Below are 25,757 nucleotides of genomic sequence, written 5' to 3'. Positions count from 1 at the left end.
TCCTAGCTCTTTGAATTAGCTGTTTGAAGTTCTCGAAATAACGGAAATGCCTGGTTTACATTCTCTTTGGTGACCACGAAACCTGTGAGTTGCTGTTCCCGGTTATAGGCTTTTGCCAGTACCCCTTGGTCTGAAAACGTAACCTGCCATTTTGATTCGGCGTTAAATTGTCCACCAGACTGAACGGGATAGTTGGGTGTCTTTACCTTGATCATCATGGCCGGAACTTTCAGCTCGCCAGCTCCGGTCAGCAGGTGACTGGCAAGCGTATTCGCACTCAGAATGATCGGTTGTAGAAACGCCATTACCTTGCCGTTGATTTCAGCACAATCGCCAAGTGCATAGATATCTTTGATGCTGGTTCTCAGTTGACTATCGACAACAATACCGTGATTTACGTTTGCTCCGATCTGTTTTGCCAGCGCAGTATTTGGAAGCAGTCCGGCGGCTGAAATGATGCAATCAGCCCGGTATTCAGTGCCATTGTTGGTAGATACCGCCAGTTCGTCGTCAGCGTCATTAATCGCGGTAACATAGTTACGGCTATCAATTTGCAGACCATCATTGCGTAGCTGTTTCTCCAAAGGTGTTGAAACAAAGTCTGGCATTACACTCGCCATCAGTTGTTCACCCGGCTCAACAATCCGAACCTGTTTGCCACTGGATGCCAGATCCATTGCCAGTTCCACCCCGATAAGTCCGCCGCCCATGATCAGAATACGCTGAGAGCCTGCGATATGCTGTTGAGACTCCCGGTACTCTTGCAGGCTGTTAAGGGTGATCACTTTATCGACAGCATTACCCTTGAGTTTGGGTACAAAAGCGTTGGCACCGGTTGCCAGAACAAGTTTCGCGTACCGGTAACTGGTGCCGTTAGCGATGATGGAGTGCGCCTCAGCGTCGATCGCCTCTACTCTGGTATTTGCAAACAGTTCTACCTGGTAGTGGCTGGCGAATGCTTCACCCGTCATTGAGACTAGGTCATTAGCGGTCTGCCGACGGCTAAAGACATGGCTGAGATCCGGTTTGTTGTACTCATCACCGTTGTCCGTCGTAAATACCTGTATGGCTATATCACTGTTTTTACGGCGTAAGGTTTTAACCAGTTGGTAAGCGGCAAAGCCGCTACCAATGATGATAAGAGGATCTGTCATCAGGCTGCCTCCCCATTGCTTTTGTTGTGTTCAATGAATACGTCTTTGCCCAGATTGCACTCCGGACACAGGAAGTAATCCGGTACTTCATTCCACGGTGTACCAGGTTCAACACCCTGATTCGGCTCACCAGTCGCCGGATCGTAAATCCAGTTACATACGGTGCAGATCATGCACTGGCAGTCTGCCGGGTGAGAGCTTTGTTTGGCTGGGACGACTTCTGCGATCGGCGCTATCGGTTCTGGTTTGGTTGTTGACTGAGTCGGAGCTGAAGGCAGGGTTGCTTCTGAATGTATAGCCCATTGCTTAGCAATCTGGCGACCGTGTTCACGGCACTCGCGCATGGCTTTGCCGTCCGGACGCCATTTGGTTTTCAGGCTCAGTGCAGTTTCAAATCCGGCATCTGTCAGGCGAGCGTGAATACGGTCTACCGCACCACCGTTCCAGCCGTAACTGCCGAAGGCTGCCGCTTTTTTGCCTCTGAATCTCAGGCCAGTGATCTCTTCCAGCATACCGGCGATTTTAGGCATCATGACGTTGTTCATTGTGGATGAGCCGACAAAGATACCTTTTGAGCGGAATACGTTAGCCAGGATTTCGTTCTTATCGTGTTTGGAAACATTGAATACCTTAACCGCCACTTTCGGATCAAAGTCGTGGATCCCCTGGGCAATGGCATCAGCCATCATGCGGGTGTTGTTCGACATAGAGTCGTAGAAGATGGTGATACGATCTTCCTGGTAGTTATCAGCCCACTCTAGGTACTGGTGCACAATCTGAGTTGGGTTATCGCGCCATACAATACCGTGTGATGTGGCAATCATATCTACCGGGACATTAAAGCTCAGTACCTCTTTAATCTTGGCGGTCACCAGATTGCTGAACGGCGTAAGGATGTTGGAGTAATAACGCAGGCACTGCTCCATTAGCTCATTCTGATCTACCTCATCGTTAAACAGGTGCTCATCACAGTAGTGCTGGCCAAAAGCGTCATTACTGAACAGAACAGCATCACCGGTGAGATATGTCATCATGCTATCCGGCCAGTGCAGCATAGGTGCTTCAATAAAGATAAGCTGCTTGCCGTTACCGATATCAATGGTGTCGCCCGTCTTAACTGTTTTGAAGTTCCACTCGGGGTGGTGGTGATGGCCAACGATAGAATCGATCGCCGCTTCAGTACAATAAATCGGTGTACCTGGTATTTTCTCCATCAGTGCTGAAAGCGCGCCGGAGTGGTCTTCTTCTGCATGGTTAACTACGACAAAATCGATCTCTTTCAGGTCGATTTCCATCTCTAGATTTTGGATAAACTGATGACTGAATCGGTGATCGACAGTATCGATAAGCACTGTTTTTTCTTCACGGATCAGGTAGCTGTTATAGCTGGTACCTTTGGTCATCTTATACTCGGTACCATGAAAGTCCTGAACTTCCCAATCACGTTGACCAACCCAATGGATGTTATTTTTTACATGAATAGTCATCTTATTTCCTTAAAACAGTTACGACGTTTTCAGATATAAGAGCATGATGTGTGCCAGTTTTTTATTTTCTTATTTATCAGTGGTTTATGGTTTTGTGGGTTCTTGTTTTGTCAATTTGATATGATTGGGCGTATTGTCATAAGGATAATTGTTGTTTAAATGACAAAGGCGTTTGATAAAATCCAGAGAATTTTAATTAGACATTTAGATTCAAAGTGGATTCGTTTTTTTTTGCTTTAAATCAGATATGTAAATTCATGCTTGGTGTGTTTTTATCATTTGGACAAAGATGAATGATTGTCTTTGAGATACAATCTTTCTTAGTAAAACAAAGCTTATGGGTACGAACATGGTTATGGAACAGGTTGGGAAAGAGTGGATACAGGTCGCACTGGATATTACATCTGGTATCTCTGATCAGGACAGGTTCGACAGATTGCTCTCAACAATCAGGCAGACGCTGAATTGTGATGCTTCAGCCTTGCTGCTATTTCGTGATCAGCAGTTTGTTCCGCTGGCCATTAATGGCTTGAGTGCCGATGTACTCGGGCGACGATTCGATGTTGAACTGCACCCACGCCTCGAAGCCATTGCAAGGGCGGGTGATATTGTGCGTTTTCCGTCTGACAGTGATCTGCCAGACCCCTATGATGGTCTTATCCCTAGTCATGAGGAAGAGCTCAAAGTCCATTCCTGTATTGGTTTACCGCTTATGCTGGAAGACCGCCTGATAGGCGCGGTAACAATAGATGCCTTTGATCCGACTCAGTTCGATAACTTCAAAAATGACGACCTGCGAATTATCAGTGCGCTGGCAGCAAGTAGCCTGAACACAGCACTGTTGATGGAAAAACTGGAGAGATCGGCAGGGATCGAAGCCAGCACGCCAAGACGCTCTCACAAGCTTAGTCAGCAAGTTGAGATCATTGGAGAGTCACAGTCTATGCTCGAGCTTAAGGCGCAGGTAGATGCAGTGGCTGATACGGATCTTTCTGTATTGATTATGGGGGAGACGGGTGTCGGTAAGGAGTTGGTAGCCAATGCCCTTCATGCTCAATCTGCTCGCGCAGATCACCCTCTTGTTTACCTGAATTGTGCCGCGCTGCCGGAATCAGTGGCAGAAAGTGAACTGTTCGGGCATGTAAAAGGGGCATTTACCGGAGCAATCAGTAACCGTAAAGGTAAATTTGAACTGGCGGATAACGGAACCTTGTTTTTAGATGAGGTTGGTGAATTATCGCTTCCTTTACAGGCGAAACTACTCAGAGCTTTGCAATACGGCGATATTCAGCGAGTAGGTGACGATAGAAATATCAAGGTGAATGTTCGTATCATTGCAGCTACCAACCGTGTAATGCATGAGGAAGTGAAAGAAGGTCGTTTCAGAGCAGACTTATATCATCGCCTGAGTGTATTTCCTTTGTTTGTTCCGCCATTGAGAGAGCGGGATAAAGATATTGTTCTTCTTGCTGGCTTCTTTGCTGAGCGTTGTGCACATAAGTTAGCGGTAGCCAATATTAGTTTTGATGCGAGAACCTTGTCTATCATTCAGAGCTATCCATGGCACGGTAATGTCCGTGAACTGGAGCATGCGATAAACAGAGCATCGGTTATCGCAAAATCAAACAGCCAGACAGATCAGATTATATTGCAGCCGGGGCATTTTAATCTTTCTGGTGAGTCAGTCGGTTCACAAAATACCGAATACCAGCCAGATGTCATTACAGATACTGATATGAATGAATACCGGCAACTTGGATTAAAAGAAGCTGTGGATCAATTTCAGACTCAGTTGGTTGAAAGTACTTATCTGGAGAACAATAAAAACCTGAGCGCAACAGCGAAGCAGTTGAAAGTCAATCCGGGCAATTTACACCGCTTAATGAAACGCCTGAATTTGAAATAGGATCAGGGATTGATTTATCGCAGCTCGGAGTGCCAGTATTCACTACCGATTCTGGCTAGTTTTACTGGTTAATGTCTTTAGACTAAAGGCATAAGGACGTTAAAACAGGAAGAGAACCGAGTTGTGGAACTGACCTCCGCCCAATGCCAGCAAGCCAGACTTGCCAGAGATCACCGTTATGACGGGCTGTTTTTTACTGCGGTGAAAACCACCGGTATTTACTGCCGTTCAGTGTGTCCGGCTCCGGCCCCGAAAGAAGAAAATGTCGAGTATTTTCCGACGGCCATAGCTGCAGCTAATGCTGGTTATCGCCCTTGTTTGCGTTGTCGCCCTGACAGCGCGCCCGGCTCTCCGGCATGGTTGGGGAAAAATGCCACTTTGAATCGTGCGTTGCGCCTGATTGATGAAGGGGCATTGTCTGAGCATCCGTTGTCCCGCCTTGCCGAACGGTTGGGGATCACTGAGCGTTACTTGCGCCAGTTGTTCAGCGATGAAATCGGCTTGTCACCCAAATCATACAGTCTGTATCAGCAGTGCCTGCTGGCGAAAAAGCTGCTGCATGATACCCGAATGCCTATAACCGATGTGGCACTGGCTTGCGGATTCAACAGTATTCGCAGGTTCAATGACTGTTTCAGGCAACAGTTCTCCCTTACCCCGACGCAGATCCGTAAGCAGGGTAAAGGCTCGGTTACAACAGGCAAAAAGATTGCAGGTAAAAGCATTGAAATTACCCTGGCTTATCGTCCGCCATATAACTGGGCTTATCTGCAACAGTTCTTCGCGTCACGTTTGATCCCCGGGCTCGAATGGCTGGGCGATAACAGTTACGGTCGGACATTTCATTATGGCAACTGTTTTGGTTATTTCACCGCGCATCATCAGCCGGATAAAGCTTCTTTTCGGGTTGAGTTACAGCTTTCAGAACTCAGTTATTTACCTCGGGTGATTAAGAATATTCGCCGCTGTCTGGATTTGGATGCTGATGTTCGGTTGATAGAAAGTCAGCTCAGTCGGGCGCTGGGTTGTGAGTCGTTGGCGATGGAGGGGATTCGTCTGCCGGGAATCTGGAGCCCGTTTGAAGCCGGGATCCGGGCGATATTGGGGCAGCAGGTGTCAGTGAAAGCAGCACGAAATTTGGTCGGGCAGTTTGTGGCACTTAATCCGGATAATCATAAGTCGGTGGATTCGGCACAAACACCGTATTTTTTTCCGAGCCCGGAGCAGGTCAGTCGCTTTGATCTTGAAAAGCTAAAGATGCCGCAACGCAGACGGGAAACGTTGAGGCTGTTTTCAGATTATGCGGCCAGCGATAATTCCCTGGATGATCACGCAGCCTTGTTGGAGCTGCCGGGAATTGGCCCGTGGACAGTGAACTACCTGCGAATGAGGGGGCTCAGCGACCCGGATATTTTTCTCTCCGGTGATTTGGGTGTAAAGAAGGCACTAGAGATGCTGCCAACCTCGTTTGATGATACTCTCGCTGCTCCCTGGCGCAGCTATTTGACTTTGTATTTATGGAGCCTTTTGTCATGAATAATCAGCTATTAAACACTCCGATCGGCTGGCTGAATATTGTCGCTGATGATTCAGCGGTTATTGCGATTGAGTTTGATGCTGATCCTGAGGCTGTACAGGAGCCTAATTCAGTCTCAACCAATTGTTGCCAGCAGTTGGACGCTTATTTTGATGGCAAGCTGAAGGATTTTGATGTGCCGCTGAAGATGCACGGTACCGATTTTCAGCGTCAGGTATGGCAGGCACTTAACCATGTACCTTACGGTGAAACATGCTCCTATGCTGATATCGCCAATCAAATCGGCAATCCGAAAGCGGTAAGGGCAGTTGGTGCTGCAAACGGAAAAAATCCGATTCCGATTATTGTCCCTTGTCACCGGGTGATTGGCAGCTCCGGCAAGCTGACAGGCTATGCCGGAGGTTTGGACTTAAAAGTCTGGCTATTGGAGCATGAAAGCGGTGCGAGCCGTCAGTAAGGTATCACTCCTTCTGTAGTTCGATGACTTTAAATTGTTCGACATCAACCAGCCCTTTTACGGTGATTTTTAGTGATGGGATCACCGGCAGGGCAAGAAAGCTCATCTGAACAAATGGCTCGTCAACGGTAATACCGATCGCCTTTGCCGCTGCTTTCAATGCTACGATTTGGCTGGTGATGTTTTCAGAGCTTTCGAGACTCATGATCCCGCCTAACGCCAGATTAAGATCGGCTGTCACCTTTCCATCCCGGACGACGCAGTAACCACCGCCGATATCTAACAGGTGATTAACTGCCAGGGCTATGCTCTGTTCGTCATCGCCGATAGCGACAATGTTATGAGAGTCGTGACCAACACTGGTCGCGATGGCTCCTTGATTGAGTTCAAATCCTTTTACCAGTCCCATTACCGGCGGTAGCTGGTGGCCGTAGCGTTCAACAACAGCCAGCTTGTTGATACCCGGTTGATCGAACTCTTGTCCGTCGTAGTGGCAGACAAGGTGGTTGGTAAGTAGTTCATTGCGGACAATTTCAATGACATGGTAATCCCCGTTTTGTAGTGAGACTGCAAGTTCTTCTGCTGTGAGGGGAGCATGCTGCATAGTTGGCTGCAACGGTGGGGCAGAGGCTTCCAGTTTACTGGTAACTGATTCGTCGAGTCTGAGTTCATCAACAAATTGACCGCCAATCAGCACCCTTTGGATATCAACCTGATGAAGATCCTGAACCAGGTTGATGTCTGCTTTATAACCGGGAGCAATCAGGCCAAGGCGGCGCAAACCAAAGTGGTGGGCTGCTGACCATGATGCAACCCGATAAGCGAGATGCGGCGGTATGTTGTGATGCTGGATCAGCCGTTTAACCATATAGTTGATATGGCCTTCTTTGGCGATTTCATGTGGATTCCGGTCATCGGTACACAGCAGGCATTGCGGGGAACTGTATTCGGTGATGAGTGGTGCCAGAGCATCAAGATTTTTCGCTACCGATCCTTCACGCAGAATTACCGCCATGCCTTTGGTGAGCTTCTCTTTTCCTTCTTCAAAGTTGGTGGTTTCGTGGCAGTTCTGGATGCCGCTGGTAACATAGGCTGACAAATCAAGCCCGCTGACCAGAGGACAGTGACCGTCGATATTGAGGCCGCTGAAGGCAGAAAGTTTATCGTGTATCGCCGGATTGGCGTTGATAACGGAAGGATAGTCCATCACTTCGGCCAGGCCGAGAACATGCGGGTGGCCGACAAAGGCTCTCATCTCTTCCAGGGAAAAATCACTGCCGTTGATATCAAGATCGGCCACGGCCGGAACACAGGAGCTGATCTGGACGAACATATTTTGCGTCATCATCTCGCTGCAACGCAGGAACCACTCGATAGCTTCTTTACCGATAACATTGGTCAGTTCATGGGGATCGCAGACAATACTTGTGGTGCCGAGCGGCAGGGTTGTCCGTTCAAATTCAAACGGGGTCATGGTTGAGGTTTCAACGTGCATGTGGCCGTCAATAAAGCCGGGAACGGCTGTTTGGCCGTGGCAGTCTAACGTTCGTTCTGCGTTCAGCGATTCTGCTTCTGCGCCAACGGCGGCGATATGTCCTTGGTCGATCACAATCGGGCCGGGAATTGTTTCGCCGTTGATCAGGTCAAGCACAGAGAGGTTCGTCAGCTTCAGTGCCGCAGGTTTTTCTCTGCGTTGTACTGCGAGTATTCGGAGCAGCTGTTCCCTGCTGATTTGTTGGGTATGTTTGTGCATTAGATTCGACATCATTTTTCTCCTGATTAATGACCGTCGACGAAGACAAATTTAATAATGAACAGCAGTGCAACAATGGCGACGCCGGGGTGGATTTCACGCCAACGCCCGCTGCCTGCTTTCATTACACAATAGGTGATAAATCCGGTTGCGATCCCTTCGGTAATAGAGAAACTGAACGGCATCATGATGCAAGTAACAAAAGCGGGAGCTGCTTCTGTCATGTCGCCCCAGTTCACCTTTGCAAGGCCGGATGACATCAGAATACCGACGTAAACCAAAGCACCGGCTACGGCATAACCCGGCACCATGGCAGCCAGCGGTGAGAAGAAAATCACGACGATAAACAGCAGTCCGGTGACAACCGCAGTCAGACCTGTGCGTCCACCGACGGCAACCCCAGCCGAACTTTCGATATAAGCGGTAACAGTAGAGGTGCCCATGTAGGCGCCGGTTACGGAGGTAATTGAGTCTGTCATCAAGGCCTGTTTCATCCGAGGGAAGCGGCCACGGTCATCGGTGATTCCGCACTTTTCCGTTACCCCAATCATGGTGCCGGAGCTGTCGAACAGGCTGACAAGGGCAAAGGAGAAAATCACACCGGCCAGTCCCAGATCTAAAGCGCCTGCAATATCGAGCTGGCCGAAGGTATTCTCAATGCTTGGTGGCATTGAGATAACACCAGTGAAGGTGACATCGCCCATTATTGCGGCAATGGTAGTTACGACCACGATGGAAATCAGCACAGCGGCATGAATACCACGGGAAGCTAAGATAACGATAATGAAGAAGCTCAGGGCTCCGAGCACGCATTGCAATGAGCTTAAATCGCCGACGGTGATCATGGTGGCCGGGCTGGCAACCACGATGCCAGCGTTATTGAGGCCGACTAACGCAATCAGCAGGCCGATGCCACTCGGAATACCAATTCTCAGGCAGCGCGGAATGTTACTCAGGATCCATGAGCGGATCCCAAGCAGCGACATCAGGGCGAAACAGATCGCCCCCCAGAAAATGGTACCCATACCGGTCTGCCAGCTTATTCCCATACCGACAACAACGGAGAAAGCAAAGAAGGCGTTAAGCCCCATGGCCGGCGCCAGTGCAATCGGTAGGTTGGCAATCAGCCCCATGGCGATACAGCCTAGGGCACTGATCATACAGGTCACCACGAAAACCCCGCTGGGATCCATTCCGGCGGCAGACAAGATCTGCGGGTTTACAAAGACGATGTAAACCATGGTCATAAAAGTGGTGATCCCGGCGATAATTTCTGTGGAGAGGGTGGTGTTATGGGCGGAGAGTTTGAAGAAACGTTCGATGAAACCGGGCGGATTTCTGGTTTGGCTGTTTTGTTGCTGTGAAGATTGTTGCGGCGTAGGGACAGAGCTTCCGGGGAGCTCATTGACGGGGGCACTATTCTCGTTTCCAGGTACGTTCATAAGAGATTCCTTTTCTATCTTCTGTCTGACAGATAAGTGCCGGGCGGGAATAGTTCACATGAACCCATAGTATGATTATTGTATTAATTGGCTCTATTTTTAATTCATTTCTATTTATATAGAAAATGTCGGATTCATATTGTAACTATTCGATTTTAAAGACCTCAGGCACGACAAGTTATGCTTTTTATATATTGGTATTGCTCAACTTTATTGTAAGTAAAGGTCATGAATAAACAGGTTGATCGGGTTCTCACTTTATTGGCTTTATTATTCCGCAAAGTTAGTCATTTGATGAATTCGTTAATAATGGATTGATTTAAATCAAATGCTTTTGGGGTATTCATTACCAAATATCAGAAATATGAACAGGTTTGGTTTTTTCTGAATTTGTTTAAGGTGTAATCAGCCAAATATTTTGCAATCGATCAGGAAAGGAATGAATGCGTTAGCTAAAACCCGTGGCAGGCCAAGGCAGGAGGCGGATCAGACTTGTTGTCAGCAAGTGATTCTGGAGATTGCCCGAAAGTTGTTTATGAAGCACCCGTATGAGAAGGTTACTACAAGGCGGATAGCCGCTGACGCGGGCGTTGATGTTGCTTTGATTAGCTACTATTTCAAAAGCAAAGCAGGGCTATATAAGGCGGTGTTTGACGATATTTATTCCCCATTCTTTGCCAGGTTGAATCAGTTGGAAAAAGCCTCTGCAACCCGCAATACCATCGAAGATTTATTTATGACGATCTTTTATCTGGATATTGAACATCCGGAATTGCTCGGAATTATATATAAAACCCTGGTACTGAAAGATGGGCCACGACGAAGTTTTATTGATAAATCCATTCTGGCTTATACCGACGCTTTCCATATAAAAATATTTACCACTTTACAGGGAAAAGGTTTTATCGACCCGAAACTAGATGTCTGCCTGCTAAAAGACAGCTTTAATGCGCTGGTGATGATGCCTTTTTTCTTTTATCCACTTAAACGAGAAAATTGTTCACAGGAAGAAACCATTGCTTATTTGGAACAGTTATACCGGCAAAATATCCGTTTATTCTTATATGGTTGTGCAGTGAATTAATAAAGCCCCGATTTGTTCTTACAAATCGGGGCTTTGTTCTATTGAGTTGCTTTATGGCACATTGTTTCTATTTTTCATTACAGGTTAATCAGTTCACATTTGTTGTGCGGCTGCTACGTTCGCCGGATACAGTGCGTACTTTAACCGGTGCAGCTACCGCTGGTGGGTTTGCCTGATCATACGCCTGCCAGCTTTGACCATTGTCGGTTGAATACTCGATAGCAAGGCCAGGGAATGGCGAGTTAGCTTTGAGCACACCGGCTTCGATGACAGCACCCGGAACCGGAAGGTTGAAGCTGATGCCATCGGCTTCCATATCCGGCAGGATTTGCTGGCCGAGCAGGTTAGCAAAGCGGTTGTAATCTGCATTACGTGCAGGTTTATCTGCTGCTACCTTGTTATTGTCATGGGCTTCCCATGGTGCGGTATGCCATGCACGTTCTGCTAGTGCAATAGCGCGAGGGAACAGCATGCCCTCGAATTGCTCTTCTGTACGAATGGTTTCCGCCCAGATTGACCCTTGCAGACCCAGAACATTCTCCGGACGCTCAAGTGATTTCACACCAGCCTTAGCCAGTACTTCTTCTTTGGTGATTGGTACACCGGCACGGGTGAAGTCGGCGTTAGCGAACAGATCATCAGGCATAAAGCCGAATGACTTACGGGTATCGGTAAAGCGAGGTGCCCAGTAATAGCCGCGTTCTTCCGGATCTGGTTCGTACGGATGGTCGAAGTAGAAGTGGCTGGCCTGGTTATAAACAACGCCGTAGCCGTTGTTAGCTAGGTTGTAGGCTCGGTCGGCAACACCCCATTCCCAGATGTTTTGCCATGCGTTACCGGCTACTTGCTTATTAACCATCTGGCTACGTGGGTAAACCTTGTTATTGTGCATCAGGCCGTCTTCCCAGCCGCCCAGGTTCAGGCCATGGTTGGCGGTGATTGTCGAAATGCGTTCTACAAAGTAGCGGCTGAGTTCTGAAACATCCGTCACGCCTTTGTTATTGTTGGCAATAAAGTTCTGACAAATTGGGGAGTCTTTCCAGGCTCCGGCAACTTCATCGCCGCCGAAGTGGAAGGTTTTCAGTGGCTGGATATCCTGATGAAGGGCAACCAGTCCGGCAACAACGGTATCCACGAACTTGTAAGTTGATTCCATGCATACATTCATTGCGTTGTCGTTGAACATCTGCACTGAATGGTATTCAGTCTTATCATTGAAATCAGTCAGCAGGTATTCGTTGGCTTTGGCAGCATCACCTTGCTTTATGAAGTTGTGGTAGCGGGCTTCCATTGACTTAATTGCGGCATGGGCGTGGCCCGGCATATCCAGTTCAGGGATGACTTCAATATTCAGATTCTTGGCGACGCGAAGAATTTCACGGTAATCCTCGGCTGAGAAGAAGCCGTTTGATTCAGCTGTGCCATCTGGACCCGCGCCCAGGAACGGCAGCAGACATTTCTGCTCTGTGACGTCGTGACAACGTTTTGAACCCACTTTTGTCAGTTCAGGCAGAGCTGCAATTTCGATACGCCAGCCTTCATCATCGGCAAGACGAAGGTGCAGTTTATTTAGTTTCAATGTTGCCATTTGTTCCAGCAACTGAAGCATAGAATCTTTGTTGCGGAAGTTACGGATAGTATCAATAGATAGGCCGCGGTAATGGAAGCGAGGAGCATCGGCAACATTGGCTGACGGAATCGCCATACCGTTTTTCAATTGTAGTAAGGTTTGTGCGGCATAAAAGGCTCCGGCCTGATCAACGGCTTTGATCTTGATGGTGTTGGTGGTTGTATTTACGTCAAGGTTATAAGCTTCAGCCCATTTTTGCTGGCCGTCAACCGTCACTGAGCCCCAACCGATGTGGATGGTATTCGATGTCGCAGGCGTCCAGTTTACTGTTTGTAGCCCCAGCTGTTTGGCCAAATATTCTGCCTGCTCCTGATAGCCGTTGTCGAAGGTAACAACCCAGTTATTATTTAGGGTGACAGTTTCTGTACCGACTGTTATCGCCGCTGGTGTTGGAACAACGCCGGCAAGGTTGTCGATTTCGTTTAGATCGGCGTTACGCTCATAGCGGTCTTTTGCTGTAAACGGGTCGTAATGATCAGCCAGTGCACTGCTGTTGTAGCGTTTCCATTGCTTGGCTGAAGTAAAGTCGCTGACGAAAGGTAATTCATCGCTAGGTTTTACCGGTACTTTGCCATTGATAGTGTTGCTGGTACTGGTGATGAGCGCGGTAATTTCCTGGCCTTTATCTTCAGATACCAGATACCAGTTCGGCATGACATCGGTTTTTGCAACCAGCCAGTCACCGGCATCAAACTCAAAGTTAAATGTTTCTCCCGGTTTCAGAGGTTGGAACTGCGAAGTTGGTTCGAGCTTGAAAATATCGCCGTTCACATGGGTAACTTTTAGTGCCGATGTGGCGACAGTTTTAAACATGCGTATATGGCTGAAATAGATAGCCCAGCCAGATGCCGGTAAGTCTGTCGCGCTGTTATTGGTCAGAGACAGTGCTCCTCGGAATGTGCGCCATTCATCCTGGGTGTTATCTAGCACGCTGTAAGTGACATCAAGTCCGTTTCCGAGCTGGTTTAAACTTGCAGGTGTAATGGCATAAGCCTGTGAGCAGCATGCTGCCGCAAGTGCGATGGACAGCAGTGGTTTTTTTATCATATTTCCCCCCTTATTTTACGTTGAAAACAAAGAGTATGAAAAAGAGTATTGGCGATAGAAATGTTATTAGCGATTACATCAAATTACATTCTTATTTTTATTCCCAATTATCAAGTTATTGGTAACGGATAATTGCTGTTGACATGCTTTTGCGATCGACTGCGCAATAACTTTTTGAAGAGTAAAAAGCTGTTAACTTTGATTTTATCGCTTCAGGGAATGTTAATGTGAAATTGATATGTGAGTTGGTTGTTTTTTTTGCTAGGGAATTCAAACAAGAGAGTAAATACAGGTGATGGGTTATGTTAATAATAATTTCTGCTCTACGATTTTGTTGGAGATATTAAGTTGTTTTTTCCGGTTGGCTTATTTTTCAATAAAAATGAGAAAGCAAATTATGAATATCAAATTATCTGAGAACATTGCAGCACCAGAAGGATCTGCTGTTGACCGTTACGGTTATTTAGAAATTAGAAATGGCAAAATATATAGCTTAAAAGCTGAAAGTGATGTTCAGCTTAAAGGGATCAGTTTTTATGGGTTGGGATTTGGTCCGAAAGAGGGAGAAAATATAGGGCCTAAGGCGTTTGCTAATGCCCGCTCTGTTTCTTACATGGCTGAAACGTGGGGATCACAGATAGTTCGCGCGCCTGTGTATACCAGCTTGAATACCCCTGACTATGGTGGCTATTTCCATGAAGATGAATGCTCGTTGGGTGAGGGGGCAGATGGTTGTAGCGTCTATAGCAGCCACTATATCAATAGTGGTTTTTTGAAAGGTAAAGTGGCTGAATTGGTCGCCGGAGCCGTTGCCTCCGGACAGTACGTCATTATTGATTGGCATGTCCTCAATGATAGCCCCTGGATCTGGAATCAAAATGACGGATCTGGTGGTGAGAATTTTTATTGGACAGCAGCTAAAGAGTTCTTTGCAGAAATGTCTCGAATTTACGGCCATTTACCTAATGTGATTTTTGAATTGGGTAATGAGCCAAACAGAGAGAATGGCATTGAAACTGTAGATCAATGGCATGACATTTATGTCCCTTGGGCGAACGAAATGATCAACACCATTCGGGAAAATTCGCCGAGCAATAAACAAAACTTAATCATTGTCGGTACGCCAGAATGGTGTCAGAAGGTTGAAGTTGCTGTCAATGCAGATATTATCGATGAAAATGTCATTTACAGTGCGCACTACTATGCTGGATCTCATGGTCTGGATACTCAGATAGGTCAGGATATTCTTAACGGCATCGATACTGCGCTTAATGCCAATAAGGCAGTTATGGTTTCTGAGTGGGGGAGTGTGGATGAATCTGGCGATGGTAAGGTTTATCGGGATGAGTCATTAGCGTGGCAGGTTGAATTGGATAACCGTGGTATCAGTTCAGTTAACTGGCAACTATCTAATGTTGATGAAGCGTCATCAGTTCTTAAACCTGAAAACGAAATTCCGGATATGCCGACAAATGGTGGCTGGAATGAAACTCATCTCACTGACGCCGGTGATTTGATTGTTGAAATTCTTGATATGCACAATAACCCGCAAAAGTATCATGTGTGATGTTTTTAAAGCTGGTTTAAATAACCGATAAACGGGAAGATCTGCGGTCTTCCCGTTTTTTGTTTCATTTATCGTCAAAGACTGGTAGTGTCGCTGCCCTTGCTGGTGTATTGGGTTGAGGTTAACGGGGAAAGGCCGGCTAGCCTCAGTGAGAACTTGTGCACCCTCCTTTGTTGCCGTGATAATTCGCCCGGCATCTTATCTGAACCAAATAGGAAACTGACTGTGAGCCAGACTGACTTTTCGACCCTGGATTTGAAACCAGAGTTACTTAAAAACCTGTCGTCATTGGGTTATAACTCGATGACACCAATTCAGGCGCAGAGTCTGCCGCATATTCTGGCTGGTAAAGATGTGATTGCACAGGGTAAAACAGGCTCGGGCAAGACTGCTGCATTTGGCCTGGGTGTGTTGGACCTTCTTAATGTGAAGCGTTTTCGGATTCAGTCGCTGGTGCTTTGCCCGACGCGTGAACTGGCTGATCAGGTAGCGAAAGAAATCCGTAAGCTGGCTCGTACTATTCACAACATCAAGGTGCTGACACTTTGTGGTGGTATGCCGTTTGGACCGCAAATCGGTTCATTGGAGCATGGTGCACACATTATTGTCGGTACACCTGGGCGAGTAGAAGAGCATGTCCGTAAAGGTTTCCTGAATCTTGATAACCTGAATCTGTTGGTATTGGATGAAGCTGACCGTATGCTGGAAATGGGCTTCCAGGACGCGCTGGATGCCATTATTGATGCTGCACCGAAGCGTCGCCAGACTTTACTGTTCAGTGCGACCTATCCGGCACAGATCAAGTCAATTGCCGAACGCATTATGTTTAAACCGGTGATGACGAAGGTGGAATCCACTCACGACAACAGCAGCATTCAACAGCATTTTTACAAGGTAGACAGCAACGATGAACGATTGACGGCATTACGTCTGTTGCTGTCTCACCATCGTCCGGAATCAACAGTGGTATTTTGTAATACCAAGCGAGAAACTCAGGAAGTGGCTGATGAGCTGGAGCATTACGGTTTCAGTGCGATTGCTCTGCATGGTGATTTGGAACAACGCGATCGTGACCAGACTTTGGTGCGTTTTGCCAACAAGAGTGCTTCTGTGCTGGTTGCAACCGATGTTGCTGCGCGTGGTTTGGATATTGAATCTCTGGACGCGGTAGTGAACTACCATATGGCGCGAGATACAGAAGTCCATGTTCACCGTATTGGCCGTACTGGTCGCGCAGGTAGTAAAGGTGTGGCTTGCTCATTCTTCAGTGACAAAGAACACTATAAGATTGCTCTGCTTGAAGACTACCTGGACAAAACCATCGAAGGTGAAGAACTACCACCGATGCATCTATTGGATCAGCCAACTCATCGCCCGGCAATGGTAACTTTGCAGATTGGTGGCGGTAAGAAGCAGAAAGTCCGTCCCGGTGACATTCTGGGAGCGCTAACCGGTGAAAACGGTATTGCCGGTAACCAGGTAGGTAAAATCAATGTCTTTGATTTCTGTGCTTATGTCGCGGTTAACCGTGATGTGGCTCGCCCTGCATTGAAAAAGCTAGAAAATGGCAAGATGAAAGGACGTTCATTCCGCGTTCGTCAAATCCGCAGCTAATGGCCAAAAAATGATATTAAAAAACCCGCTTCGGTTAACCAAGCGGGTTTTTTGTTTTTGGGCTATTCAGCTGTTTGCTTAGCCGATGGTTTATTTACAGGAATGCCAGCAGTGGAGAGATACACAGCAGGATACCGGTAAAGATAATGATGTTGGTTGCCATGCCTTTGTATTTCGCCAGATGCGGAACCTTGTATACCAGGTAAGCCGGGATCAGACAGCCAACCAGACCGAAGACCGGGCTGCAGACAGAAGTGAATGACAGGATCGGAGCATTAATAGCAATTGCACCCCATGCCAGCAGAATGATGAACAGGGTGACTAGTTTGTTTACCAGAGCTACGTTGATCTGTGATTCTTTGAATTTACGCAGCAGCACGTTCATCGCCAGGCCGCGGCATGCTTCCTGGAAAGCCAGAAATACGCCAAAGAATGAAGTAACAACCGCGAAGATGTTGATTATGATACCAGTGATTGTTGCCCAACTGCCTGGGAAGTAGCTAGCGATAATTGCCAGTGCTGAGATGTTTTTGTGCATGGCTTCTGTTGCTTGCTCCTGGCTGATCGCCAGAGTGAAAGAAACAGCAAAGAAGAACACGATAAAAAATAGCAAGAAGAAAGCAATCTTCATTGCTCGGGTTGCTTTATAACGTGCTACTTCGATGGACTTTTCATGTGAACGGTATGAAATCACCATCGGACTCAGAGACTGGATGAACAAAATTGAAGTCAGGGTGAATGGCAGGGTGATGATGGCATCTTTGATCATCGGGCCGATGTCGCCGACTGCCGGAATGTTAGCAAGATCCCAGCGGGCAACGAGCAGGATACCCATCACGGCAACTAGTGATAAAACAGTAATTGCCATAAAACCGGACAGTTTAAATAGCAGCTTTTCACCTTTGGAACCGATAAAAGCCAACGCACAGATCAGGGCAAGACCATAGAATACGTTGTCATTCAGATGACCTTCGGTAACACCGTAGGTATGCAGGTATGACGCGCTGTCGTTGGTCACGGCAAGCGAGTAAACCAAAACCCAGATCACCAGCATGATGAAGTAAAGCACACCTAATAGGATCCCCCAGTTTTTGCCGAGGTAACCTGAAATAATACCTGGGTAGTCAGTACATTTCTTGGATTCCGCCAAGGTGTTAATGAACAGCTTTTGGAACATGTACATTGCTGGGTAGCCGATAACGGAAGACAAAAGGAATACCCAAAGTCCCATTACGCCCACCTGTACCGGAAGGAAAACGATCCCCGCACCGATGGCCATACCGATGCTCATCACGATCCAGCCGATATCGACGCTGTCGAACTTGATCGCTTCTTTCCATTCCTGTTCTGTCATGTCTGCTTTGCCATGCAAAGCGGGTTGATAGCTTGTTTGTGCTGACTGCTCAGCATTCAGTAAATCGGCCATTATGATTCTCCAGCCATAAATCGATGTAGGGTCATATTTCTTATTTTTTTTGCGATAACACCCGAATTGATGTGATTGTTTGCCGTTGCTGTTCTATGAAATCAGCATGCATTTTTTTTCACTTTTTTCTGATGCTTATCGATAGCATACGCTCGTTAAGGGAGAAAAAAATTCCCTCAGATAGAAATATGACGTTCGAATTAGAAAATATTTCTCTCAAAATGGCTGACGCATAAAAGGATTTTATCTTTTTTGATTTAAATCGTGTCCGCCACAGATGGTGAGCCATAAGAGCATGATTTAGTTCAAAAATCCAGTCAAAAAATGAACAATTGGAACAGGTTGGGTGAGTTTTAAATCAAGAGAAAAATCACAAAAAGATCATTTAGGTTTTGGTTTCTTATATTCCATCTAATGCATTAGTCTTGTTGGGTGTGGTTTGGGGTTAATTTATGGAGGAAATATGTTGGAGCTTAGGAAAGCAACAGAAAGTGACTATGAGATATTATGCGGGCTATCAGTAACTGAATCTCAGGCTGAGTTTGTGCTGCCTGTATCTGATACCTGGACAGAGAAAAAAGCAGAAGAAGATTTTTATGTTATTTGTCTGAAGGAAACAGATGCAGAAGAGCTGGTGATCGGTTTCTTTCTTATTGATCGTAGTTTTGCCAATCATCAGACATTCCGGACTTATGGCGATTTAGGGTTACGATCTTTCTTTATTGATAAAGCTCGCCAGGGAAAGGGATATGGTAAAGAAGCGTGCTTTCAGCTTGGTCCTTTTGTGAAAGACAACTATCCACAAAGTGAAAAACTAGTGCTAACAGTAAATGTGAGAAACCCCAAAGCGAGAGCTTTGTATTTAGCTTGTGGCTTTGTCGATACACAGCAACTTTATCTAGGCGGTCCAGTGGGGCCTCAGCATATTTTGTCTTTGTCAGTTAAATAAAAGCGTGGGATGTCCCGTTTGAATCGGGCGGGAACACTTTCGTTTTTACACTGTAAACTCGGCTTGGACATTAGGTTGTAACGAGAGCGCTTTAATCGCTTCACGAAAGCCGTTTAGCTTATCGTCATGGAGTAAGTTGTCATGGGGGAACTTACGACTATAGATAATGGTTCCTTCTGTATTAAGACAGATCACCGCTGGTGCTGACATTCCCTTTAAAGCTCCGGTATTAATTTGGAGTCCATAGTTTTCAGTGAAAACCGGATCCCGGAAGAAGCTGGCGGTATGGATATAGTCGAGCCCTTCCTTTTGACAGAATTGCTCAATGGCGAAAGGTAGATCGGCTGAAAGGCACAAGCAGTGGATATGCTTGTTCCTGCCAGCTAGCAGATTCAAATCGCGTAGTGATTGTGCCCATTCGGCAATATGAATAGAAGGAATAATGTTGAGCAGTATATTTTTTCCTTCTAAATCGGAAAGGGATATATCGGTGTTACTGTTGTCCGCAAGGATAAAGCATGGAGCCTGAGTTCCTGCATTAGGAAATTTACAGGCGAGGCCATCAACTTTGTGCGATGCAATAGACATACAATCCTCTTAAAAGCTCGGGCTGTGGTTTACGTATTGCTTAATTTCGAAGTTCAGCGCTTTGAGAAAGAGTTGATATTCCCTTGTTCCTTGCAATGCATTCATTAGGATTATTGAAGGCGAATTATAGGCTGATAACAAGGCATGTTCGTAGTTGATATCATGCCGTTTGCCGCACATTAAAACGGCAGCAATGCAGAATTTAACAATGTCATCGTTGATATTTAGTTTGAGCTTTTCGCAAAGCGACAGCATTTTTTTTAACGGAGCAGATTGGTTCGTTAATGACATTTAAACCTCATGATATCTCTGTTAAGCGCTGGAACTGAAGATGATGAGTTGCTTTGGCGCTATGATTTGCTTCCTGCTGACTGATTTTCTTCTTCTCTTTTGATAACCATCACGCGCCATTTTTTATGTTTTCTGATAGAAAATCAGAACATGTATTTTGATACTTTCGTGCTGATACCATAATCAGCTTTAGTTTCAGGCTGGCATGTGAATGGCATTACCTGCAGGCTTTCACCATCCATTTTTGTAACTAGCTCACCACCACCGATAAAGGTGATTTTATAACCAGTTGTGATCGCCTGACTCATACCATGTACATCGAAGTATTCTTCAAGGGTTGTGAAATCAGCAACCTGGTGATTTTGACATCCGTCGTTGAAGAAGAATGTATTGAATTGTTGCTTTGGTGTTTTCTGTAGCGTGTTGCAGATCAGGTTCATTGAATCAACATTGAAGATGATCATTATTATTCCTTATTGTTAACGTGGTCAGTTGATTTTGTGAAAGATATCACGGTTTTTGTGTAATCTGGTCTAACCATTTCATTTGTTTATGACAAAAAATTACAACCGATTAATACCTTTAGCGAATACATTGCTGATTTTAAGGACTTTTTTGTCTAAAAATTGGTATGTAAATTTTTTTCAAAATGTGAATTTTTTAACGCTTAAAAAACATGCGTTTTTTAGGAGAGTTATGTGTTTTTGTCTTTAAAACAAGTCACGAGTGCCTTTCTAACAACTCTTAGCGCTGAAAATAGGAAACGGGGGGATTGAATTAGAGATGAGAGAGCATGCTTAAATGCGCAGTTGTGTGAATATCGATCATGGTCTCATATTAAATGATTTCATCGGTTTCCTTCCTTGATGCTTTCTTTTTTTAGTCCACCATTGATATGTAACCGTGTGCAATGTGTGGTTATTGTGAAATAGGAATAAAAACGTAAGGTTCTTTATGGATAAGGATCTTAGTTGTACGGGCGGCTGCCATTTGCTCATTTTAAGTTTTGTCGTATCTCTGACGTGAGCAGACTGTAGCGAATAATAAATTCAATACAGGTGTCCTATGAACGTAAAGAGTATTCAATTAAGGATCATTGCCCCTTTTGTCCTTGTTGTGGCAGGCTTTTTAGCGGGTTTTGGCTGGATGAGCTATAATGAAACGCGTTCTCAGCTTTTTCAGCAACTTCAGGTTAGAACTGAGAACAGCCTTCAGCGGTTACAGCTCAGCTTGCCGGAATCGGTATGGAATTTTGATCTCGAATTTCTGGCTGAAAGTGTTGATTTAGAGATGAATGCCGATTTTATGGCAGCCATTGCTGTAAAGAGTGATGGCGAACTTATGTTGTTCAGAGCGAAGTCACCAGATGGCAGTATTGTCGATGTTAGCGCGGCACCATCCTCAAACTCGTATAGTCTTCAGTCATTACTGCATTATGACGATGGCAACGGTCAGCAATCTGTTGGTGAAGTAACAATTTATATTGATGACAGTTTGGTTCATAACAAACTGCAACAGTTTCTTCGTGAACTAGCGATCGAGATTGTATTGCTGGAAATTGCAATTACAGCGTTGATGATGCTGCTGGTTAATCATGTCGTGCTGTCTCCTCTTCGTAAAAACATTCAAACGACAGTGGAAATCACAAAAAGTGGGGATTTTCGGCAACGGCTTAATACTGACTCCGGTGATGAAATCAGCCTGGTTGGGGAAGGGATCAACAACTTCATCTGCCGGTTGCAACAAATTATTGGTCAGGTATCGCGACTCTCTGAGTCGGTGTTAAGCAGTGTGAGTGCTACGGTATCGGTAAGTCATGAAACAAATGATGATCTCCATAGACAAATGGATGGTATCCACACTATTGCGGAAGCCATTATGCAAATGAGCCAGGCGAATGAAAAAGTCGCGCAGGGGGCAATATCTACCTCTGATTCGGCTGATCAGGTGCAGAAACTAGCGGAACACAGTTGCCAGGTGGTTAATCAAGCGGTCAAGAACATTGAAGCGTTAGCAGAAAAAGTTCAGCGAACAACCGAGGTACTTCAGGAACTGGCCGAAGACGGTGAGCAAATCGGTACTGTGACAGTGGTGATTAAAGATATTGCCGACAAAACTAATCTTTTGGCTTTGAATGCTGCTATTGAGGCAGCTCGGGCCGGGGAGCAGGGGAGAGGTTTTGCTGTTGTGGCTGAAGAGGTGCGCTCATTGGCAATGCGAACTCAGGATTCGACAGACGAAATCACTCAAATTATTGAACGGCTACAAAACGGTTCTAAGGATGCAGTAAATGTGATGGTAGAAGCATTGGAACATGTTCAGCTAGTTGTTGATGAAGCATCTGATGCAGAGACATCGATCAGTAGAATCACGCCGGCAATCTGCACGGTATCTCAAATGAGCAATGAGACTGCTAGCGCCTCAGAAGAGCAGAGTTATGCGGTGAAAGAGATCAATCAAATAGTTGAAACTATTTTGCAGTTGAGCCGGGAAACGGTGGATCGCGCGGTTAATACTGAGCAGCTCAGTCATGATTCCGCGCAGCTGGCAACAGAACTTCAACAGCAAATTGCCCACTTCAAGGTATGAGATTTGCTTTTAGCCTGATTCATGAGAAAGGATTAACAATGAATATGATAGAAGAGTTCAAACATAAACTGATACTGGCGGTATCGGTATTCGCTTTGGGACTTTCTTCCCTGAGCACTGTTGCCGCAGAGTATCCTGCTGACGTTAATTTAGTAAGTGAGGCGTGGGAAGATGCCACTCTAGAGGATGGCAGTGGTCTTTACTGGGATATTATGCGGCTGGTTTATGAACCCCTGGGTATCCGGGTTAATTACAGCACAACCTCTTACGCGCGAAGCATTTCTTTGGTGAAGCAAGAAAAAGCGGATGCCTGGCTTGGTGCATATTCTGATGAAGTTGATGGTGTGTTGTATCCTCAATGGCATTTTGATGCAGATCTGGTTTCGGCTCTTTATAAGAAAAATGATGCCCTGAACTGGCTGGGGGAACAAAGTCTTGCCGGGAAAAATGTGGGCTGGATTAAGGGCTACGGCTATAACGACTATATGGATACCAAGTTTAAAAACAAGGAATACAAGTCAAGAAAACAGGCGATTAAGTTGCTTGAGGCAGGACGTCTGGATTTCTTTCTGGACGCCAAGGAAGAACTGGAAGAAGAGATTGAAAAAGGCTATTTCAATGAGGCTGATTATGAAATCAAACCGATCATGCAGCTTAATTTGTACATGGCATTTAGTAACAATGAGCGCGGACGTCAGCTAAAAGACATCTTTGACGAACGTTTCCCTCAATTGCTTAAGTCGGGTGAAATCCAACAACTTTATAATAAGTGGGATTGGGAAACCTTCCCGTTTAACGAGCAGTAAAACTATATCCGTCCATACCTGCTGCTTTGCCGGTATGGACATTTTCAACTCAGCCTTTCTTACCACTCAATTTCTAAATCAAATCTCTCCTGAAGCAACCTGCAATCGAGAATAAACATCGAAGTGATCATGTTATTGATTATTCCGAAAATCCCAATTTCAGTAGCGTGATCGGCTAAACAACAAACAATTAGATAGAAATATAGACTGCGATAGCGTTAGTTATTGACATAATTAGCATAAATAAGTAATTAATGCATTTATTGTGAATTATTATTCACTTGGATTTTCCCCGAATATGGAGATTTACGATGAACAAAATGTCTTTGACTCTTGTCTCTGCTGCAATTCTGTCTGCACTCAGTATGAGTGCTAATGCGTGTACTGGCCTGATTGTGGGTAAAGGCGCTTCCGTTGACGGCAGTATCATGATTGCCCGTAACGAAGATTTCGGTGTTAATAACTGGAATAAACACCTTGCGTTTCGTCCAGCACAGAAAAATGAAGCTGGTGATTGGAAACTGGGGAATGGCCTGGTTGTTCCAATGCCGGAGCAATTTTATGCATATTCTGCAATTCCGGACTGGGATGCGAATACGGTAGATAGCCATGGCAAGTTTTACGAAGAGCGCGGTATTAACGAATACAATGTTGCGATTTCAGCTACCACCAGTGCGGAAGTAAATGACAAAGCTCAGAAAGCCGATCCATTGGTAGAAAATGGAGTGATTGAAGCGGTGATCCCGACGTTGATCCTACCTCAGGTGAAAACAGCTAAGGAAGGGGTTGCGCTGCTGGGCAAATATGTTGAACAGTATGGTGCCGGTGAAGGTAATAGCCTTTACATTGCTGATGTGAACGAAGCATGGCTGGTGGAAATCGGTTCAGGTCATCACTGGATTGCAGTGAAAGTGCCGGATGACAGCTACGCAATGATTGCAAATGGCTTGCGCGTTCATGGCGTTAATCTAAGCAGCAAAGATGTGATGCATTCAAAAGGTTTGATGGCGTTTGTTAAAGAGCATCAGTTGCTGGACAAACCAAATGCGAAGTCATTTAATTTTGCTAAAGCCTTTGGTGTGACAGGGGATCTCTATAACACTGACCGTGAGTGGTTGGGGCAGAAGATGCTGACATCATCTGAAAAACAGGCAACCCGCCAAGATCAGTATCCGCTGTTTATGAAGCCGGATCAGAAGATTTCAGTCAATGACGTAGCTGAAGTGCTGAGTGCGACTTATAAGGGTACAGAGCTTGAAGCGAAAGCCAAGCGTCCGATTCGTGTTGATCGCCAGCTTGAATCCCACATTATTCAGCTTCGTAAAGAAATGCCGTTTGAGCTTCAGGGCCTGATCTGGCAGAGCTTCGGTGTATTGCCTGAATCGGTTTTAGTACCAATCTACTCTAGTCTGCAGGAGTATCCAACGCCTTATCAGACAGGTAGCGATACGTACACCGATCAGTCGGCTTACTGGCAGTTCCGTAGCCTGACAGCACTGGCATCAGCAAATCCTGATAAGTACCTGCCAATGCTGAAAGAAACATGGGATAAGGAAGAATCAAAACTGTACAAGCAGGTCAGCAATTTGGATATGACGCTGACGTCGCTTTATAAGTCAGACAAGCAGGCTGCGCTTAACATGGCTTCTGATTATTCATACGGCCAGCTGCAGCGTACATTATCAATGGCGACAGAAATTCGCTATAAGATGATGACAGACCTGACTAAGAGTACAGAAAAGAAATACTCTGAAGAAGAGTTCAAAAAAATCATGAGCCTGTAAAGGTTACCTGATTAGAAAAAAAGCCCCCAAAACATCATTGTTCGGGGGCTTTTCTATTTATTTTGGGTTCTTTTGACTGAGGAATGATCGGATGCGGCTTTTTGGGCACAAAAGATGAGCGGTTAGTGATTTTGAGGGTTTACAGCATTTAAATAGCACAGTATTATTTGCCGTACTTACGGAGAGATGGCTGAGTGGTTGAAAGCACCGGTCTTGAAAACCGGCATACGTTTGTAGCGTATCTAGGGTTCAAATCCCTATCTCTCCGCCACATTCTAGAGGTTGGGCGCAAGCCGGGCTTCATACAGAATTGGAGCGGTAGTTCAGTTGGTTAGAATACCGGCCTGTCACGCCGGGGGTCGCGGGTTCGAGTCCCGTCCGCTCCGCCACTGATTAAAGCCCCTGTCGAAAGACAGGGGCTTTTTCGTATGTGTTAATTTTGTGTCTGCCTATGGACACTGAATACCCTTGGAATGTTGGGCAATTGACTCTCGTCCCTTCGTCGCGAGGTAAATCAATTCTGTTTATTTATTGATGAAATACTCTTGCTTTGTTTAATGGTTGAGCAGGAAGGTTTTTTTTATAAAAAAAGGGTTTACAGGGTTTAATTAGCCCAGTATTATTCACCGCACTTACGGAGAGATGG

The 25,757-nt window shown here is 45.8% G+C and carries 19 protein-coding genes and 2 tRNA genes; 12 read left to right on the top strand and 9 right to left on the bottom strand.

Annotated features, from left to right (window positions below; genetic code table 11):
- Positions 1-2 precede the first annotated feature (2 nt).
- Positions 3-1,154 (bottom strand): NADH:flavorubredoxin reductase NorW, encoded by a 1,152-nt coding sequence (gene norW / locus C942_RS04765; RefSeq protein WP_007463075.1) that lies wholly within the window; start codon positions 1,152-1,154, stop codon positions 3-5.
- A complete protein-coding gene (norV, locus tag C942_RS04760; RefSeq protein ID WP_007463073.1) occupies positions 1,154-2,641 on the bottom strand; it encodes an anaerobic nitric oxide reductase flavorubredoxin in 1,488 nt (495 codons plus the stop codon). The genes norW and norV overlap by 1 nt, the downstream gene beginning before the upstream one ends.
- A 355-nt stretch (positions 2,642-2,996) precedes the next feature.
- On the opposite strand from norV, the gene norR reads away from it, so the two are divergent.
- From norR to C942_RS04745, 3 genes are all read left to right on the top strand, one after another.
- Positions 2,997-4,547, top strand: a complete 1,551-nt coding sequence (gene norR, locus C942_RS04755) for a nitric oxide reductase transcriptional regulator NorR (protein WP_036799027.1) — start codon at positions 2,997-2,999, stop codon at positions 4,545-4,547.
- A gap of 123 nt (positions 4,548-4,670) precedes the next feature.
- Positions 4,671-6,083, top strand: coding sequence for a DNA-3-methyladenine glycosylase 2 family protein (locus tag C942_RS04750; protein ID WP_007463069.1), 1,413 nt, complete (start codon positions 4,671-4,673; stop codon positions 6,081-6,083).
- Positions 6,080-6,541 (top strand): methylated-DNA--[protein]-cysteine S-methyltransferase, encoded by a 462-nt coding sequence (locus C942_RS04745; protein WP_007463067.1) that lies wholly within the window; start codon positions 6,080-6,082, stop codon positions 6,539-6,541. Before C942_RS04750 ends, C942_RS04745 begins: the two co-directional genes overlap by 4 nt.
- 4 nt (positions 6,542-6,545) lie before the next feature.
- Here the strand turns inward: C942_RS04745 and adeD are convergent, their stop codons facing one another.
- Positions 6,546-8,309, bottom strand: coding sequence for an adenine deaminase (gene adeD, locus C942_RS04740; RefSeq protein WP_007463065.1), 1,764 nt, complete (start codon positions 8,307-8,309; stop codon positions 6,546-6,548).
- An 11-nt stretch (positions 8,310-8,320) separates the two neighbouring features.
- Complete coding sequence (locus tag C942_RS04735; protein WP_007463064.1) at positions 8,321-9,736, bottom strand: NCS2 family permease; 1,416 nt, start codon at positions 9,734-9,736, stop codon at positions 8,321-8,323.
- Positions 9,737-10,175: 439 nt separating this feature from the next.
- On the opposite strand from C942_RS04735, the gene C942_RS04730 reads away from it, so the two are divergent.
- Positions 10,176-10,820, top strand: coding sequence for a TetR/AcrR family transcriptional regulator (locus C942_RS04730; RefSeq protein ID WP_007463062.1), 645 nt, complete (start codon positions 10,176-10,178; stop codon positions 10,818-10,820).
- A gap of 88 nt (positions 10,821-10,908) precedes the next feature.
- Here C942_RS04730 and C942_RS04725 read toward each other — a convergent pair whose 3' ends face one another.
- Positions 10,909-13,497 (bottom strand): family 20 glycosylhydrolase, encoded by a 2,589-nt coding sequence (locus C942_RS04725; RefSeq protein ID WP_007463061.1) that lies wholly within the window; start codon positions 13,495-13,497, stop codon positions 10,909-10,911.
- A gap of 295 nt (positions 13,498-13,792) precedes the next feature.
- Here C942_RS04725 and C942_RS04720 point away from each other — a divergent pair, with 295 nt between their 5' ends.
- Complete coding sequence (locus C942_RS04720; RefSeq protein WP_083882304.1) at positions 13,793-15,064, top strand: glycoside hydrolase family 5 protein; 1,272 nt, start codon at positions 13,793-13,795, stop codon at positions 15,062-15,064.
- A gap of 225 nt (positions 15,065-15,289) precedes the next feature.
- Complete coding sequence (gene dbpA, locus C942_RS04715; protein ID WP_007463059.1) at positions 15,290-16,678, top strand: ATP-dependent RNA helicase DbpA; 1,389 nt, start codon at positions 15,290-15,292, stop codon at positions 16,676-16,678.
- Between the two features lie 94 nt (positions 16,679-16,772).
- On the opposite strand, the gene C942_RS04710 is transcribed toward dbpA, so the two are convergent.
- The gene (locus tag C942_RS04710) at positions 16,773-18,104 is read right to left on the bottom strand and encodes an SLC5/6 family protein (protein ID WP_007463057.1); all 1,332 of its coding nucleotides are present in this window, start codon (positions 18,102-18,104) and stop codon (positions 16,773-16,775) included.
- 463 nt (positions 18,105-18,567) lie between these two features.
- Here C942_RS04710 and C942_RS04705 point away from each other — a divergent pair, with 463 nt between their 5' ends.
- Positions 18,568-19,053, top strand: a complete 486-nt coding sequence (locus C942_RS04705; protein WP_036798811.1) for a GNAT family N-acetyltransferase — start codon at positions 18,568-18,570, stop codon at positions 19,051-19,053.
- Between the two features lie 45 nt (positions 19,054-19,098).
- Here the strand turns inward: C942_RS04705 and C942_RS04700 are convergent, their stop codons facing one another.
- The 3 genes from C942_RS04700 to C942_RS04690 all read right to left on the bottom strand — a co-directional run bounded on the left by C942_RS04700 (position 19,099) and on the right by C942_RS04690 (position 20,396).
- A complete protein-coding gene (locus tag C942_RS04700) occupies positions 19,099-19,641 on the bottom strand; it encodes a redoxin family protein (protein ID WP_007463053.1) in 543 nt (180 codons plus the stop codon).
- 9 nt (positions 19,642-19,650) lie between these two features.
- Positions 19,651-19,932: a hypothetical protein gene (locus tag C942_RS04695; protein WP_007463051.1), complete on the bottom strand. Its 282-nt coding sequence runs from the start codon at positions 19,930-19,932 to the stop codon at positions 19,651-19,653.
- A 143-nt stretch (positions 19,933-20,075) separates the two neighbouring features.
- On the bottom strand, positions 20,076-20,396 hold the full coding sequence (locus C942_RS04690) for a hypothetical protein (protein WP_007463049.1): 321 nt from the start codon (positions 20,394-20,396) through the stop codon (positions 20,076-20,078).
- Positions 20,397-20,997: 601 nt separating this feature from the next.
- Between C942_RS04690 and C942_RS04685 the strand changes: the two genes are divergently transcribed.
- The 5 genes from C942_RS04685 to C942_RS04665 all read left to right on the top strand — a co-directional run bounded on the left by C942_RS04685 (position 20,998) and on the right by C942_RS04665 (position 25,500).
- Complete coding sequence (locus C942_RS04685) at positions 20,998-22,521, top strand: methyl-accepting chemotaxis protein (RefSeq protein ID WP_007463047.1); 1,524 nt, start codon at positions 20,998-21,000, stop codon at positions 22,519-22,521.
- 38 nt (positions 22,522-22,559) lie between these two features.
- A complete protein-coding gene (locus C942_RS04680) occupies positions 22,560-23,327 on the top strand; it encodes a substrate-binding periplasmic protein (RefSeq protein ID WP_157372558.1) in 768 nt (255 codons plus the stop codon).
- A 311-nt stretch (positions 23,328-23,638) separates the two neighbouring features.
- A complete protein-coding gene (locus C942_RS04675) occupies positions 23,639-25,111 on the top strand; it encodes a C69 family dipeptidase (protein WP_007463042.1) in 1,473 nt (490 codons plus the stop codon).
- A gap of 180 nt (positions 25,112-25,291) precedes the next feature.
- Positions 25,292-25,382, top strand: a tRNA-Ser gene (locus C942_RS04670).
- A gap of 41 nt (positions 25,383-25,423) precedes the next feature.
- A tRNA-Asp gene (locus C942_RS04665) sits at positions 25,424-25,500 on the top strand.
- Positions 25,501-25,757 lie beyond the last annotated feature (257 nt).

It is taken from the genome of Photobacterium marinum, from assembly GCF_000331515.1.
In the GTDB taxonomy this organism is placed as follows: Bacteria; Pseudomonadota; Gammaproteobacteria; order Enterobacterales; family Vibrionaceae; genus Photobacterium; species Photobacterium marinum.
This window is presented reverse-complemented; position numbering and strand designations above follow the sequence as displayed.

Excerpts from the sequence above, each read along its gene's own strand:
- norW (WP_007463075.1), bottom strand. The coding sequence starts at position 1,154 with ATGACAGATCCTCTTATCATCATTGGTAGCGGCTTTGCCGCTTACCAA.
- norV (WP_007463073.1), bottom strand. The coding sequence starts at position 2,641 with ATGACTATTCATGTAAAAAATAACATCCATTGGGTTGGTCAACGTGAT.
- norR (WP_036799027.1), top strand. The coding sequence starts at position 2,997 with ATGGAACAGGTTGGGAAAGAGTGGATACAGGTCGCACTGGATATTACA.
- C942_RS04745 (WP_007463067.1), top strand. The coding sequence starts at position 6,080 with ATGAATAATCAGCTATTAAACACTCCGATCGGCTGGCTGAATATTGTC.
- adeD (WP_007463065.1), bottom strand. The coding sequence starts at position 8,309 with ATGATGTCGAATCTAATGCACAAACATACCCAACAAATCAGCAGGGAA.
- C942_RS04735 (WP_007463064.1), bottom strand. The coding sequence starts at position 9,736 with ATGAACGTACCTGGAAACGAGAATAGTGCCCCCGTCAATGAGCTCCCC.
- C942_RS04730 (WP_007463062.1), top strand. The coding sequence starts at position 10,176 with ATGAATGCGTTAGCTAAAACCCGTGGCAGGCCAAGGCAGGAGGCGGAT.
- C942_RS04725 (WP_007463061.1), bottom strand. The coding sequence starts at position 13,497 with ATGATAAAAAAACCACTGCTGTCCATCGCACTTGCGGCAGCATGCTGC.
- C942_RS04720 (WP_083882304.1), top strand. The coding sequence starts at position 13,793 with ATGGGTTATGTTAATAATAATTTCTGCTCTACGATTTTGTTGGAGATA.
- C942_RS04710 (WP_007463057.1), bottom strand. The coding sequence starts at position 18,104 with ATGGCCGATTTACTGAATGCTGAGCAGTCAGCACAAACAAGCTATCAA.
- C942_RS04705 (WP_036798811.1), top strand. The coding sequence starts at position 18,568 with ATGTTGGAGCTTAGGAAAGCAACAGAAAGTGACTATGAGATATTATGC.
- C942_RS04700 (WP_007463053.1), bottom strand. The coding sequence starts at position 19,641 with ATGTCTATTGCATCGCACAAAGTTGATGGCCTCGCCTGTAAATTTCCT.
- C942_RS04695 (WP_007463051.1), bottom strand. The coding sequence starts at position 19,932 with ATGTCATTAACGAACCAATCTGCTCCGTTAAAAAAAATGCTGTCGCTT.
- C942_RS04690 (WP_007463049.1), bottom strand. The coding sequence starts at position 20,396 with ATGATCATCTTCAATGTTGATTCAATGAACCTGATCTGCAACACGCTA.
- C942_RS04685 (WP_007463047.1), top strand. The coding sequence starts at position 20,998 with ATGAACGTAAAGAGTATTCAATTAAGGATCATTGCCCCTTTTGTCCTT.
- C942_RS04680 (WP_157372558.1), top strand. The coding sequence starts at position 22,560 with ATGAATATGATAGAAGAGTTCAAACATAAACTGATACTGGCGGTATCG.
- C942_RS04675 (WP_007463042.1), top strand. The coding sequence starts at position 23,639 with ATGAACAAAATGTCTTTGACTCTTGTCTCTGCTGCAATTCTGTCTGCA.